This window comes from Rhizobium tibeticum (genome assembly GCF_900110205.1).
GTDB lineage: Bacteria > Pseudomonadota > Alphaproteobacteria > Rhizobiales > Rhizobiaceae > Rhizobium > Rhizobium tibeticum.
Genome location: NZ_FOCV01000036.1, coordinates 48,306 through 62,635, shown reverse-complemented (window position 1 = coordinate 62,635; position 14,330 = coordinate 48,306). Strand labels below are relative to the sequence as shown.

Here is a 14,330-nt window from a genome sequence, read left to right as displayed (position 1 = left end):
GCACGCGCCAGCTTGCGCCATTCATAGAGCTGCGAACGAGAAATCCCATGTCGCCGCGCCGTCGTTGCGCACAATCCCGGCTCCAAAAGGCTCTCCGCTACGATCCGTCGCTTTACCTCTTTGCTGAAACGCCGACGCCGACCAGTGTCGACGATCTCAAGACGGTTATCACGCTGACTGTCAGTATAAATGTCCATACCCACAGTCAGCTACGTTTCCGGACATCTCTCAAGGCGGCCTTCCGCGTATGCGTACCATTCCGTGCGGTTTGCACACTGACAGCATTGTCGTTACGAGCAGTACGACGAGACCACCGCCAGCATGGATAACGAGTGAGCGCCTCAGGCCGAGAAGGTCGGTATTCAACAGGGTTGTCTCGGCCCACGCCAACAACAACGGATGGCGCAGAGCGTCTTTTGTCTCGTTTTGTTTGGGTGGCGATTGGAGAGGCGTGGCCCTAGACATCGGCGGCAGCACGCATTGAATGTAGCGCCTGAAGATGTTTCTGGGGCGTTCTTGTGGCGGTGAACTTTCGAAGGTTATCCAGCAAAAACCTTCAATGCCCTGTCCCGTAAGAGGAAGCGGTGGTCGGAGTGGAGAGATTCGAACTCCCGACCCTCTGGTCCCAAACCAGATGCGCTACCAGACTGCGCTACACTCCGTGCCGACGAGGGAGGGCAATACACGGTTCGCCTTGCGTCCGCAATATCTAAATCACCTAACCCCCAGCTTGGTGTAAGCGCACTTTTCGTTCAGGTCGGCGTGAGGAATGTTTGACGTCCGCGCGAATTGTGGAAAGGCACGGACGGAAGACGGCTGCCGGAAATGGCCGAAAATCCAGCTCCCGCCGCCGCGGCTTTTTTCTTGAAAAGAAAGGGATTCGCCGCTAAGCAAAATTCATCTCTTCGTGCGACGGTTTGGATGAGGAGCCCCCGACCCTGGGATCGAATGAAGTTTCAAGTGCGAAAGCCGCTAATTCGGAGGCGCTGCAGCAATGTCTGCCAAGATCTATCGTCCAGCAAAGACCGCGATGCAGTCCGGCAAGGCAAAGACAAATATTTGGGTTCTTGAGTTCGATCAGGAGACGCCGCGCACCATCGATCCGATCATGGGCTACACGTCGTCTTCGGATATGCGCCAGCAGCTGAAGCTGACCTTCGAAACGCAGGAACTCGCCGAGGCTTACGCAAAGCGCAACGGCATCGAGTACCGGGTCATTGCCCCGAAAGATCCGCAGCGCCAGATCGTGGCCTATCCTGACAATTTCCGCTATACGCGGACGCAACCCTGGACGCACTGATCCGCGTTCGTCAGCACGGATTTGACCGGGCACAGGTTTCCCGGTCACGCGGCCCCTTAGCTCAGCTGGATAGAGCACCTGCCTTCTAAGCAGGTTGTCGCAGGTTCGATTCCTGCAGGGGTCGCCAATCATTTCAATCTCTTACACAACCCCTAATGGCCTTGTGTTCCTGGCGGGGCAACGCGTGGGATAACGAGGGCTAAAGAAACCCCGCTCCTTTGGCGAAGCGGGTTGAAGGAAGCGGCTTGGGTTAGCTCGCCGTAAAGGGCGCTTCCCTCCTTCTCAAAATTAGCAAGAGCGGCGGCGACCGTCGCTGTGACGGTCGGGTCCGAGGAGAAGTTGGAATTTTCTTCGCGAGTGAGGCGCAAGGTCTCGAGTGCTCCTCTTCGGGGTAAGTCAGGCTGTTCCCAATTCTCTTGACTTCCAGAGGGGCCGTAGGTCCGGGCAATCAGACGTCTTCACCAGAATACTTTCGGCGGCTGCCGGAATCGATCGATTCGTCAGCAAGCCTGATTCGAAGGAATCCAAACGCACGCGCCGCACGGCCAAGAATCAGGATAAGCCGCATCAATACAAACGCTGCCAAGGCGCCCGGCGGGGTTCGGAATGTCGCCGCGGCAAAGTTCGATCCTGCCGGCGATCGGAAGTTTCGCGATTACAAGCTCGCGGCCTTCGGCGCTGCTTCTGACGTGAAGCGCATCGATCGGCTGCGTACCTGACTGAGAAAGCCGCGCGAGGTGAGCGTTGAACCAATCTCCAAACAACACCAGTACGAACGACTTAGCGCGCAGCCGCGAACTGAACGGCCGGTTTGGCGTCTTCGGCCCTCATCCGACCCTCAATGACCGCTCGGCAAGCTTCCCAGGCTCGTTGCCATTTGGCCGTGCTCTGGTTCGGCTCATGAATGAGCCAGGTCAATGCCTCCTCCGGGGAACCGACAACGATGCGGATGCGGTTATCTCCCAGCACGAGAGGCTTTTTCCATCGGTGTACCAACATGGCTGCGCTCCAATCGTGAGGGTGTCCTGTCATCGACGGGTGTTGCTCCGCCTCTCCAAAAGTGGGGATCGCGAGCCCGCAATGGAAGAGGAAGACTAGCATGAACCCTTCGGTGACGCCGCTGCTCAATCATTGAAAAACTGAAGGGATTTGAACATGGAACTCACGCCTGCCTTCAAATCAAGGAAGAGGCATCCAAGAGTTTGCGGGCCGGTGAGGGTATCATTGGCAAGTCGAACTCGCCGCGCGAGCGCTGGTAGGCATTCTGATGAGCGCTATAGTACAGGCTACTAAGCCGCTGGTGACATTCTCGTGCCGTACGACCAATTGTTGACGTTGCCGTGGCCGTGAACGGCCCGTAGGATTCCCGTGCTTTCAGGGTACGCCGCCGTGACCGATACGATTGTCCCACAGCTGATATTCACTCTGAACGTTGCCTGGGAAATCGCCTCGCGGGAGAGTCCGGATTACGATCTCGTCGTGTATTTTATCCAGCAGGCCATCCAGGCAGCTCAAGAGGAGGCACTGCGACACGGGACTGTTATCGCTTCTGAAGGGAAGTCTGAGCTTCAGTAGGCCCTCGGCTTAAAAGCATCCGCCGGAAGCGTCTTAAGCGCCGACCGGGTACTCTTGACCCGGGAGGGCTGCGCGCGCGTCAACCCATCGATTTATCCGGTGTTCATATCGCAGCTTTCGTCGTTGTTCTTTTCGTATTGAATGGAGTGTGAGCCAAGCCCCAAAAGGTCGCGGGACCAAGGTCCAATGTGCAGTCCTCTTGGGTCGTCTATATTCGGGATTGCCACAATCTCCTGGTGGCTGTGAACCGAGGGCAAAAGGGCTGGCGTCGGTTCGAACGAGACGAGGGAACCTTGGAGCTTCCGCACGCTACGAGGTTCCTTCGAACTTTATCGGCAGGCGGTCGTCGCCTGTTGCTTCGGAGCGGGTTATGATGCTTGATCCTACGAAGGAGAAGGTCAGATGAACCGATTTCACAGATTTGTAGTGGCGGGGGCGTTGATCAGCCTTGCGGCGATCACATCGGCCTGTACTTCGACAACCGGCCAACAGGATCGAAATCGCCCCCTAAACTCAGCCTGCGCACTTGGATTCGATAACGACCGGCCTTGTAGCTACTAGAAAGAACAGCCGAACAAAAAAACCTGCAGTGTTGGTGAGGCGAGAGCAAGGTATGCTCGGAAAGGTCGCGCTGGAGAAAGACAATCTCCACGCGATCTGCGCCTTCAACGCCGAACGTTCGCTCTGGTTCCCTTGTTCGAGCCCCTTTTGCGCCTCTCGTAGGCTGCTGCTCATTCTATGCCAAACACGCCTGCGAAATGCCTCATGCGTGCGACGGCAAGGTCGGGTTTGTCCAGGACGTTTGCTTTGTCTGCGAGCCGGAAAATATCGGCATAGTGATTGACGCCACGCGCCGACTGCAGCCCTGCCGGAAGGCTGAAATGGCTCTGGTGACCATTCAACCACGCCAGGAAGACGACGCCGGCCTTATAATATTGCGTCGGGGCTTCGAAGATCTTGCGGGAGAGCGGAACGGTCGGCTCGATGATTGATCGGAAGGTAGCGGCGTCACCCGCAGCGAGCGATGCCAACGCCTTTGATGCCGAAGGGGCGACGGCGTCGAAGATGCCAAGCAGCGCATGGCTATAGCGCTTTCCATCCCCCTCGATCAGTTCCGCATAGTTGAAATCGTCACCGGTAAAGCAGAGCACGCCTTCCGGAAGCCGATTGCGAAGTTGCACTTCCTTGGCATTGTCGAGCAGCGAGATTTTGATCCCCTCGACCTTGTCCTTGTTCTCGTTGATGATTCTGAGGACGCAGTCGAGCGCCGGTTCGAACTGCGCGCTGCCCCAGTAGCCGGCTAAGTTCGGGTCGAACATTTCTCCCAACCAGTGCAGGACGACCTTGCCCTTGGCTTGCGAGAGAATTCTGCCATAGACTTTGGCGTAGTCGTCGGGGGAGGACGCCACGCGGGCGAGGGCGCGGCTGGCCATCATGATGGTGCGGCCGCCATTCTTTTCCACGAATTCGATCTGCGTCTCGTACGCCTTGATGACATCGTCGATCGATCTCGCATCGGCTGCCGCCAGATGATCAGTGCCAGCACCACATGCAAGGTCAGCGCCGGGAACCGTGCGAGCCTCCTGCAGCGATCGCCGGATTAGTTCCTGCGCGCCAGCCCAGTCGAGGCCCATGCCACGCTGGGAGGTATCCATCGCTTCGGCGATCTTGAAGCCGAGGCTCCACAGGTGCCGGCGGAAGGCGATCGTCGCGTCCCAATCGATTGCCGGACGGCCCCAAGGGTCAACGTCCTTTCGAGGCTCCGATACGACATGGGCGGCCGCATAGGCGATCCGGTTGAATTTTGGCGGTGTAGAAGGGCGCCCGATCGGTGTGCCGAGAAGCCGGTATTCGCTGGCGGAACCGTCAGTGTTCGGCAGATTTAAAGACAAGCTCATTGCGATCCTCCTCGATAGGTGAATGACGCAATAATTTGGATCGTTCCAAATTGCAATAGCCTTTTTATAAATCTAGGAGACTAGGGGCAGGGAAGCGGGAACCTCGGCGCGAACTGGCGGCAAAATGCAAGAGAAGCAATGAGAAACAATGCGATGGCTGTGTATTTTGCCGCGTTACAGGGGTGAAGGTTTTTCAAAGAATGTGCTTGACAAGTTTGGAACGTTCCAATTATTTACTGCCCAGGTTGGCGCGGGCGGGGAGGAATTCATGTCGAAAGGGAGGGTGACGGTCATTGACATCGCGAAGGCTGCCGGCGTCTCGAAGTCGACCGTCTCGCTGGTACTGCAAGGATCCCCTCTGGTGAACGAAGGGACGCGATCCAAGGTGAATGCAGCGATGCGTGAGCTTGGTTATGTCTATAACCGCGGGGCCGCGAACCTTCGCCAAACGAGTGCAAAGTCGAAGATCGTCGGCGTCGTGGTGAACGACCTCACCAACAGTTTCTTTGCCGAGCTTGCTGTTGGCGTCGATATGGTGGTGCAGTCTGCCGGCTTCGTGCAGTTCCTTTCGAACACGAGCGAGAGCATTGACAGGCAGCGGGAAGTCATCGCCTCGATGAGGGAGCATGGTATCTCGGGGCTCATCGTCTCTCCGGCGCGTGCCACCGAGGCGGCCGATTTCAAGCCGCTTGTTGCGGCCGATATTCCGGTTGTCGTTGTTGTTCGCAGCCTGCCTGGTGCGAAGGTCTCGTCGATTGTTTCCGACAATCAGGGTGGCACTTCAGCGGCAGTTGAGCACCTGGCGTCCCTCGGCCACGCACGAATTGCATTTCTCGGCGGATTTCCCGACACGGCGGTCTTCGAGGAGCGTCGGGCGGGTTATATGGATGGCATGAACGCGGCCGGTCTCGGTTTTCATGAAGAGCTGGTGGTCTCATCGGCTCCCTCGAGAGCAGGTGGAGCCGATGCGATCGGGCGGGCGATGGCAATGAGCAACCGGCCAACGGCGGCGGTTTGCTTCAATGATGCCGTCGCCTTCGGCGTGTGCGATGGCCTGCGCGCGCGTCATATGGAACCCGGTCGTGACTTCGCTGTCGTCGGCTTCGACGACGTGATCGAGGCACAAACGGCGGTCCCTGCGCTCACGACGATCTCCGTCGATCCGCAAAGCATGGGCAGACGCGCAGCACAGCTACTCCTCAAGCAGATCAACGCAGGCAAGGCGGAGCCCGAAAACGTGACCACCGCTGTCCGGCTCGTCGTTCGTGAGAGCTGTGGAGCCGTGCAGAAGAAGACAGGGAGAAAGATGGCATGACCGTTCGTTGGGGACTGATTGGGGCAAGTGCCATTGCTCGTGAATGGGTGATTGCTGCTATCCGCGCTACTGGCGGCGATATCGTGTCCGTCATGAGCACGAGCGTCGAGCGCGGCCGGTCCTATGCGAAGGAGAACGGGATCCCGAGGCATGTCGCTGATGTCGATGTCCTTGTGAACGATCCGGATGTCGATGCGGTTTACATTTCGACGACGAACGAACTTCATCGCGACCAGGCGATCGCTGCGGCCCGCGCCGGCAAGCATATTCTTTGCGAGAAGCCGTTGGCGATGTCGCTGCAGGATGCGCACGCCATGGCCAAGGCGGCGAAGAACGCCGGTGTCGTTCTCGCCACCAACCACCATCTCCGCAACGCCTCCACTCACATCGCCATGAGAGACGCCATCGCCTCCGGCAAGATCGGCAAGCCGTTGGCCGCTCGCGTTTTTCATGCGGTGTACCTCCCGGCTCACCTGCAAGGCTGGCGGCTGGATCGGCCAGAGGCCGGAGCCGGTGTGATTCTCGACATCACCGTTCATGACACCGACACGCTGCGTTTTGTGCTCGGCCGCGATCCGGTCGAGGTCATGGCGTTTTCGCAGGCGGCCGGGATGGGCAAGCCAGGCGTCGAAGACGGCGTGATGGGTGTCATGCGTTTCCAGGACGGGATCCTTGCTCAATTCCACGATGCCTTCACGACCAAATATGCGGAGACCGGGTTCGAGGTGCATGGCACTGAAGGTTCGCTCATCGGCCGCAACGTGATGACGCAACGTCCTGAGGGAACGGTGACGCTTAGAAATGCGGATGGCGAGCAGCAACTGCCGACCAACGCGAGCAACCTTTATGAGACGGCACTGCAAGCCTTTCACGGTTCTGTCGCCGGAAAGGGTCGTCCTTCGGCGACGGCGGAGGATGGCATCTGGTCGCTGGCGACAGGTCTGGCGGTCGTCGAAGCCACCAAGAGCGGGACCGCCGTGAAAATCCAAACAGGACTTTGAGTAACTCCAATGAGCAAGCATATCACCCCGGCCGAAGCTGCCGCACTGATCCCCGACGGAGCCATGGTGTCGGTGTCGTCGTCCAGCGGCCTTGGTTGCCCTGACCTTATGCTGAAGGCGATTGGCGAGCGCTTCGACAGCACCGGTCATCCGCGGGAGATCACGACCCTGCATCCGATCGCCGCGGGCGACATGAGTGGTATCAAGGGGGTCGACTACATCGCCAAGAAGGGCCTGATCAAGCGTATCATCGGCGGCTCCTATCCGTCGGGTCCATCCAGCGCAGAGCCGCCGCTGATCTGGCAGATGATCACGAACAACGAGATTGCAGCCTACAATATTCCTTCGGGCATCATGTTCGACATTCACCGGGAGGCTGCCGCGAAACGACCCGGTGTCCTGACGAAAGTCGGTATCGACACTTTCGTCGACCCGAGAAGGCAGGGTTGCGCGATGAATGACCTCGGGGCCAAGGAGCCCGTCGTCAAGCGTGTCTCTTTCGAAGGAGAGGACTGGCTGTTCTTCCCATCGATCGTGCCGCAGGTCGCGATCATCCGAGCGACAACTGCGGACGAGCGCGGCAATCTGACTTATGAGCACGAAGGCGCTTATCTCGGTGGTCTGGATCAGGCGCTCGCCGCCCGCAACAATGGCGGCATCGTCATCGCCCAGGTCAAGCGCATTACCAAGGAAGGTTCGCTGAAGCCGCACGACGTGCGCGTACCTGGCATGTTGGTCGACTATGTCATCGTCGATCCGGATCAGAAGCAAACCACTCAGACGCTCTATGATCCGGCCATCTCAGGCGAGATCCTCCGTCCGCTGGAGAGCTTCCGCGTTCCGGAATTCAACATCCAGAAGGTCATCGCGCGCCGCGTTGCACAAGAGTTGCAGGCAGGGAGTTGCGTCAATCTGGGCTTCGGCATTTCCGCAAACGTGCCGCGCATCCTGCTTGAGGAGGGGCTGCACGGCGCGGTCACCTGGGTCATCGAGCAGGGGGCTGTCGGAGGCGTTCCTTTGCTGGACTTCGCATTCGGCTGCGCTTCGAATGCCGACGCCTATATGCCGTCGCCGCACCAGTTCACCTACTTCCAGGGCGCCGGCTTCGATGCTTCGCTCCTGTCTTTCCTCGAGATCGGCAAGGACGGTTCTGTCAACGTCTCGAAGCTTTCATTCCGACCCCATGTGACAGCGGGGGCCGGCGGCTTCGTCGATATCACCGCGCGGGCGAAGAAGATCGTGTTCTCAGGAATGTTCAATGCGGGAGCGAAGCTTGGCATCGCCGACGGCAAGCTGGTCATCGAGAAGGAAGGTAAGTTGAAGAAGCTCGTCAATGAGGTCGAGCATGTCACCTTCTCCGGCAAGCGCGCGATCGAGCAGGGCCAGGACATCACTTATGTCACCGAGCGGTGCGTGATGAAGCTGACGCCGGAAGGCGTTGTTCTCACGGAGATCGCACCGGGGATCGACCTGAGCCACATCCTCGCTCAATCCGAGTTTCCGCTGATCGTAGCGAAGGACCTCAAGGTTATGGATGCACAGCTCTTTGGCGAAGCAAACATAGGCCTGTCTCTGCCGAAGAAGAGCGCCCGCGTTCTGGAGGGTGCCTTCAATGGCTAGCGGCACCGTAAGAATCCAAGTCGAGGATCACGTCGCGATCATGACGGTATCGCGTCCAGAGAAGCTCAATGCGCTTGATCTGGACATGCTTAGGGCGCTTTCAGATGCAGCCGACAAAGTCGAGGCAAACGCCGACGTGCGCGCGGCAATCCTGACGGGCGAGGGCAAGGGCTTTTCTGCCGGCGGCGACATCAAGGCCTGGGGCGGCATGCAGCCGCAGGAATTCGGTCATGCCTGGGTGCGCTACGGACATCGCGTTTTTGAAAGACTTGCGACCCTCAGGATACCGCTGATCGCCGCCCTCAATGGGCATGCCCTCGGCGGTGGGCTGGAGCTCGCTGGCGTCGCTGACATTCGCATTGCTGAAGAGCACGTCAAGATCGGACTTCCCGAGACCGGTCTAGGCATGGTTCCCGGCTGGTCTGGAACGCAACGCCTGGTCAAGCGCTTCGGAGCGCAGGTCGTTCGTCGCATGGCGCTGGGTGGCGAAATTTTCACTGCGGAGGAGGCCCATGTGCTCGGCATCGTGGATGCGGTCACATCGAGCGGAAACGCGGTCGATGCCGCGAAGGATTATGCGCAGAGGGTCTCGGCAAGGGGGCCTGCCGCGCTCGAGATCGTGAAGCTGATGATCGCTTCAGCAAACGGCGAGGACAACGGCACCGCCGTCGAAGCGTTGGGTTCGATCCTCGTTGCGAAGACCGCCGATCTCAAGGAGGGCATTGCTTCCTTCAGCGAGAAGCGCCCGGCAAAGTTCAAGGGAGAATGGTAATGACGGTTTTGGTGAATCCGAAGGCGCTTGGCGACCACAGGGCCCGCGACTTCAAGATGCTGGTCGACGGCAAGTGGGAAGCCGGGTCCTCCCAACCGATCGAGCGCATTGCGCCGAGCCATGGTGTCGTGGTGAGCCGATTTCCGGCTGGCAGCAAGGCAGATGCCGAGCGGGCGATCCTCGCTGCTCGCAAGGCTTTCGATCATGGACCGTGGCCGCGGATGACCGCTTCCGAGCGATCCGCCGTTCTGCTCAAGGCAGCTGGCCTGATTACGGCCCGTGCGGAAGAACTCGCGTTTCTGGACGCGATCGAAGCCGGCAAGCCGATTTCCCAGGTGCGGGGTGAGATCGCCGGCTCGGTTGACATCTGGCGATATGCCGCAGCACTTGCCCGCGATCTGCACGGTGAAAGTTACAACACCCTTGGAGACGGTACGCTGGGTGTCGTCCTGCGTGAAGCGATCGGCGTGGTATCGATCATTACACCCTGGAACTTCCCCTTCCTGATCGTCGGTCAGAAGCTTCCCTTTGCATTGGCGGCGGGTTGCACCACGGCCGTCAAGCCATCGGAACTGACCTCAGGGTCGACGCTCGTGTTGGGTGAAATCCTGCAGGAGGCGGGCGTTCCGGACGGCGTCGTCAACATTGTCACCGGTACGGGACCCGAGGTCGGCGCAATCATGACGTCCCATCCTGCGGTCGACATGATTTCATTCACCGGTTCGACCGGTGTCGGCAAACTCACCATGACGAATGCCGCGCAGACGCTCAAAAAGGTCTCGCTGGAACTGGGTGGCAAGAACCCACAGATCGTGTTCCCGGATGCGGATCTCGATGCGTTCATCGATGCGGCCGTCTTCGGCGCCTATTTCAATGCCGGCGAATGCTGCAATGCAGGCTCGCGCTTGATCCTCCACAAGAACATCGCGTCTAACGTCGTCAGGCGCGTGGTGGAACTCGCCAAGGACGTCAAGGTCGGCGATCCACTTGATCCAACAACGCAGGTTGGTGCTATCATCACACCGCAGCATCTGGAGAAGATTGCTGGTTACGTGGCTGGCGCGACAAGCAGCGGTGCACAGGTCGCGCATGGCGGTGATAAACTCGACTTGGGCATGGGGCAATACATGGCACCAACCATCCTCGAAGCTGTTACGCCTAGCATGGCGGTTGCGCGCGAGGAGGTCTTCGGTCCTGTCTTGTCCGTCCTCACGTTCGAAACCACTGCGGAAGCGATCGAGATCGCAAACGCGATCGACTACGGCCTTTCGGCGGGCGTCTGGAGCCGAGACTTCGATACCTGCCTGACCGTCGGGCGCAGGGTGCGCGCCGGTACGGTCTGGATGAACACCTTCATGGACGGGGCTTCCGAGCTCCCGTTCGGTGGCTACAAGCAGTCTGGCCTCGGCCGCGAACTCGGCCGCCGTGCGGTGGAGGACTATACCGAGACGAAGACGTTCAACATGCATATTGGCAGCCGGACCAACTGGTGGATGCCGCAGAGGGAAAAGCTGGCGTAGCTGGCTTGAGGGAGACCACGCTCGAGGAGGGCGGGTAATTGGAGCGGGAATGGGTTCCGTTCCACACTTTAAACTGGGAGGTTTAACATGCGCAGGTTTCTTACGGCGACCGCAGCGGTCGCATTGGCAATGGGCGCGGCGGGCGGCTTGGCGCGCGCTGCCGACGTGAAAGAAGTCCAGATGCTGCATTGGTGGACGTCGGGCGGCGAAGCTGCGGCTCTCAACGTCCTCAAGGAGGACCTTTCCAAGGAAGGGTTTGCCTGGAAGGACGTGCCGGTTGCCGGCGGTGGTGGTGATGCCGCAATGACCGCGCTGAAGGCCATGGTCGCAGCGGGCACCTATCCGACGGCATCCCAGATGCTCGGTTACACCGTCCTCGACTACGCGCAGGCAGGCGTCATGGGCGACCTGACCGAGACGGCAAAGAAGGAAGGCTGGGACAAATCCGTTCCGGCAGCGCTGCAGAAGTTCTCCGTTTATGACGGCAAGTGGGTTGCTGCTCCGGTCAACGTTCACTCCGTCAACTGGCTGTGGATCAACAAGGCTGTCATGGAGAAGATCGGCGGCACCGAGCCGAAGACCTTCGACGATCTGATCGCGCTGCTCGACAAGGCCAAGGCGGCAGGTGTCACCCCGCTCGCGCTCGGCGGCCAGAACTGGCAGGAAGCAACGATGTTCGACTCGATCGTTCTGTCGACAGGCGGCCCCGAGTTCTACAAGAAGGCCATGAACGATCTCGACGAGGAGTCGCTCAAGTCGGACACGATGAAGAAGTCGTTCGACAACCTCCAGAAGATCGTTACATACGTCGATCCGAACTTCTCCGGACGTGATTGGAACCTTGCAACGGCCATGGTCATCAAGGGCGATGCCCTCGTTCAGGTTATGGGCGATTGGGCAAAGGGCGAATTCGTAGCGGCCAAGAAGACGCCGAATACGGATTTCCTGTGCTACCGCTTCCCGGGCACTGACGGCAGCGTCATCTACAACTCCGACATGTTCGGCATGTTCAATGTGCCGGACGATCGCAAGGCGGCCCAGGTCGCGCTTGCAACGGCAACTCTTTCCAAGAGCTTCCAGTCTGCGTTCAACGTCGTCAAGGGCTCGGTTCCGGCTCGTACCGACGTTCCGGATACCGACTTCGACGCTTGCGGCAAGAAGGGGATCGCCGACCTGAAGGCTGCCAACGAAGGTGGCACGCTGTTCGGCTCGCTGGCACAGGGCTATGGCGCTCCTCCAGCCGTCGCCAATGCTTACAAGGACGTCGTCTCCAAGTTCGTGCATGGCCAGATCAAGACCTCCGATCAGGCGGTCGAAGAGCTCGTCAAGGCAATTGAAGACGCCAAGTAATCACGGCCTCCTACGGTCTTCCCCGCCTTTGTGGCGGGGAAGATTTCGTAATGGACGACATCGTCGGAGGGGATGAACCCATGAGCACCATCGCTACAGATAAATCTGTTCTCGCACCACATCGGGGAACGCCCATTTCAATCCGCGCGCGCCTGCAGGACGCGCTGCCGAAGATCGTGCTCGCGCCGAGTTTCGTCATCACGCTTGTCTTCGTGTACGGCTTCATCATCTGGACGGTCTATCTGTCCTTCACCAATTCCAAGACCTTTCCGTCCTATGCCCTGACGGGGCCACGCGCCTATCAACGGCTGTGGCGCTGGACGTTTGAAAGCGATCCGCCGTCCAGTTGGTACACCTCGATCACCAACATGGGCATTTTCGGTTTTCTCTACATCGGTATCTGCCTCGCCCTCGGCCTGTTTCTGGCGATCTTGCTGGATCAGAAGATCCGCGGGGAAGGCCTGCTGCGACCCATCTTCCTTTACCCGATGGCGCTTTCCTTCATCGTCACGGGCGTTGCCTGGAAATGGTTCCTCGATCCGGGGCTTGGCCTTGAGCAGACACTGCATCAGTTCGGCTGGACGAGCTTCCATTTCGACTGGATCAAGAACAAGGATTTCGTGATCTATACCGTGGTGATCGCCGGCGTTTGGCAAGCTTCCGGCTTTGTGATGGCGATGTTTCTCGCAGGCCTTCGCGGCATTGACAGCGAGATCATGAAGGCGGCACAGATCGACGGCGCAACGACGGTGCAGCTCTATCGACGCATCATTATTCCGCTGCTGCGGCCGATCTTTCTGTCGGCGTTCATCGTGCTCGCGCACATGGCGATCAAGTCTTACGACCTCGTCGTGGCGCTGACATCGGGCGGACCTGGCGGCTCGGCCTGGCTGCCGTCCAACTTCATGTACGAATACACCTTCAAGCGAAATGAGATGGCGGTCGGTTCGGCCAGCGCGGTGATCATGCTGATGACGATCTCGGCAATCATCGTTCCGTATCTCTATTCCGAACTTCGGGAGAAATCGCGATGAGCGCCGTTTCCTCCACCCTTTCCGACGCGGCCAATGCGGCACGCTCAAGAATGTTCAGCCGGATCTTCATCTACGGCCTGCTGGTGATATTCGCGATCGTCTACCTGATGCCGCTGTTCGTCATGCTCGTCACCTCGTTCAAGACCATGGACGAGATCCAGAATGGCAATATGCTGGCCTTGCCGAAGTCGCCGACCATCGATCCCTGGTTCAAGGCCTGGGGCGAGGCCTGCGTCGGTCTGACCTGCGCCGGGATCAAGGGTTACTTCTGGAACTCGATCAAGATGGTCGTTCCCGCCGTGGCGATCTCCACGATCATGGGTGCGCTGAACGGCTACGTGCTGACGAAGTGGCGCTTTCCGGGGCACACGCTGGTTTTCGGCTTGATGCTGTTTGCCTGCTTCATTCCGTTCCAGTCAGTCCTCCTGCCCATGGCGACCATTCTTGGCAGCCTCGGCCGGTTCGGAGCCATGTTGCGCAACGAGATTGGGGTATCGCTGGGCTTCGGCAATCCGACCGTCAATCTCGTCACGGTTCACGTCATCTACGGTCTCGGCTTCACGACGCTCTTCTTCCGCAACTACTACGAGGCCTTCCCGACCGAGTTGGTGAAGGCGGCGCAGGTGGACGGTGCGAGCTTCTTCCAGATTTTCCGCCGCATCATGCTTCCCAATTCGCTGCCGATCATCGTCGTCACCGTGATCTATCAGTTCACCAACATCTGGAACGACTTCCTGTTCGCGTCAGCCTATGCGGGAACCGGTGATTCCATGCCGATGACCGTGGCGCTCAACAACGTCGTGAACACCTCCACCGGTGTCGTTGAATACAACGTCAACATGGCGGCGGCGATGATCGCGGCCCTGCCCACACTCCTCGTTTACATTCTCGCCGGCCGCTACTTCGTGCGTGGTCTGATGGCGGGCGCTGTCAAAGGATAATCCA

Annotated in this window: 13 protein-coding genes and 2 tRNA genes; 11 read left to right on the top strand and 4 right to left on the bottom strand. The window is 59.0% G+C overall.

Going from position 1 to position 14,330, the window contains the following annotated elements:
• Window positions 1–197: transposase (locus tag BSG20_RS28405; protein WP_143147541.1), on the bottom strand; the 197-nt coding region annotated here is incomplete at its 3' end.
• A 388-nt stretch (window positions 198–585) separates the two neighbouring features.
• Window positions 586–662: transfer RNA gene (locus BSG20_RS28395), tRNA-Pro, on the bottom strand.
• 332 nt (window positions 663–994) lie between these two features.
• On the opposite strand from BSG20_RS28395, the gene BSG20_RS28390 reads away from it, so the two are divergent.
• Entirely contained in the window at window positions 995–1,300 is a 306-nt protein-coding gene (locus BSG20_RS28390) for an ETC complex I subunit (protein ID WP_024314039.1), read from the top strand.
• Between the two features lie 50 nt (window positions 1,301–1,350).
• Window positions 1,351–1,427 (top strand) — tRNA-Arg (locus tag BSG20_RS28385).
• Between the two features lie 653 nt (window positions 1,428–2,080).
• Here the strand turns inward: BSG20_RS28385 and BSG20_RS28375 are convergent.
• Window positions 2,081–2,299 carry a DUF982 domain-containing protein gene (locus BSG20_RS28375; RefSeq protein ID WP_072380747.1) on the bottom strand — a complete coding sequence of 73 codons (219 nt, stop codon included), beginning with the start codon at window positions 2,297–2,299 and terminating at the stop codon, window positions 2,081–2,083.
• Between the two features lie 390 nt (window positions 2,300–2,689).
• Between BSG20_RS28375 and BSG20_RS28370 the strand changes: the two genes are divergently transcribed.
• The gene (locus BSG20_RS28370) at window positions 2,690–2,875 is read left to right on the top strand and encodes a hypothetical protein (protein ID WP_072380745.1); all 186 of its coding nucleotides are present in this window, start codon (window positions 2,690–2,692) and stop codon (window positions 2,873–2,875) included.
• A gap of 731 nt (window positions 2,876–3,606) precedes the next feature.
• Here the strand turns inward: BSG20_RS28370 and BSG20_RS28365 are convergent.
• On the bottom strand, window positions 3,607–4,773 hold the full coding sequence (locus BSG20_RS28365) for a dihydrodipicolinate synthase family protein (RefSeq protein WP_072380737.1): 1,167 nt from the start codon (window positions 4,771–4,773) through the stop codon (window positions 3,607–3,609).
• 268 nt (window positions 4,774–5,041) lie between these two features.
• Here BSG20_RS28365 and BSG20_RS28360 point away from each other — a divergent pair, with 268 nt between their 5' ends.
• From BSG20_RS28360 to BSG20_RS28325, 8 genes are all read left to right on the top strand, one after another.
• On the top strand, window positions 5,042–6,088 hold the full coding sequence (locus BSG20_RS28360) for a LacI family DNA-binding transcriptional regulator (RefSeq protein WP_072380735.1): 1,047 nt from the start codon (window positions 5,042–5,044) through the stop codon (window positions 6,086–6,088).
• On the top strand, window positions 6,085–7,089 hold the full coding sequence (locus BSG20_RS28355) for a Gfo/Idh/MocA family protein (RefSeq protein ID WP_072380733.1): 1,005 nt from the start codon (window positions 6,085–6,087) through the stop codon (window positions 7,087–7,089). The genes BSG20_RS28360 and BSG20_RS28355 overlap by 4 nt, the downstream gene beginning before the upstream one ends.
• 9 nt (window positions 7,090–7,098) lie before the next feature.
• Window positions 7,099–8,709, top strand: coding sequence for an acyl CoA:acetate/3-ketoacid CoA transferase (locus BSG20_RS28350; protein WP_072380731.1), 1,611 nt, complete (start codon window positions 7,099–7,101; stop codon window positions 8,707–8,709).
• Window positions 8,702–9,481: an enoyl-CoA hydratase/isomerase family protein gene (locus BSG20_RS28345; RefSeq protein ID WP_072380729.1), complete on the top strand. Its 780-nt coding sequence runs from the start codon at window positions 8,702–8,704 to the stop codon at window positions 9,479–9,481. Before BSG20_RS28350 ends, BSG20_RS28345 begins: the two co-directional genes overlap by 8 nt.
• Window positions 9,475–11,001 carry an aldehyde dehydrogenase family protein gene (locus BSG20_RS28340; protein ID WP_177309903.1) on the top strand — a complete coding sequence of 509 codons (1,527 nt, stop codon included), beginning with the start codon at window positions 9,475–9,477 and terminating at the stop codon, window positions 10,999–11,001. The genes BSG20_RS28345 and BSG20_RS28340 overlap by 7 nt, the downstream gene beginning before the upstream one ends.
• Window positions 11,002–11,088: 87 nt before the next feature.
• On the top strand, window positions 11,089–12,351 hold the full coding sequence (locus tag BSG20_RS28335; RefSeq protein ID WP_024314049.1) for an ABC transporter substrate-binding protein: 1,263 nt from the start codon (window positions 11,089–11,091) through the stop codon (window positions 12,349–12,351).
• 80 nt (window positions 12,352–12,431) lie between these two features.
• Window positions 12,432–13,385: a carbohydrate ABC transporter permease gene (locus BSG20_RS28330; RefSeq protein ID WP_024314050.1), complete on the top strand. Its 954-nt coding sequence runs from the start codon at window positions 12,432–12,434 to the stop codon at window positions 13,383–13,385.
• On the top strand, window positions 13,382–14,326 hold the full coding sequence (locus BSG20_RS28325; RefSeq protein WP_072380725.1) for a carbohydrate ABC transporter permease: 945 nt from the start codon (window positions 13,382–13,384) through the stop codon (window positions 14,324–14,326). Before BSG20_RS28330 ends, BSG20_RS28325 begins: the two co-directional genes overlap by 4 nt.
• Window positions 14,327–14,330: the final 4 nt, after the last annotated feature.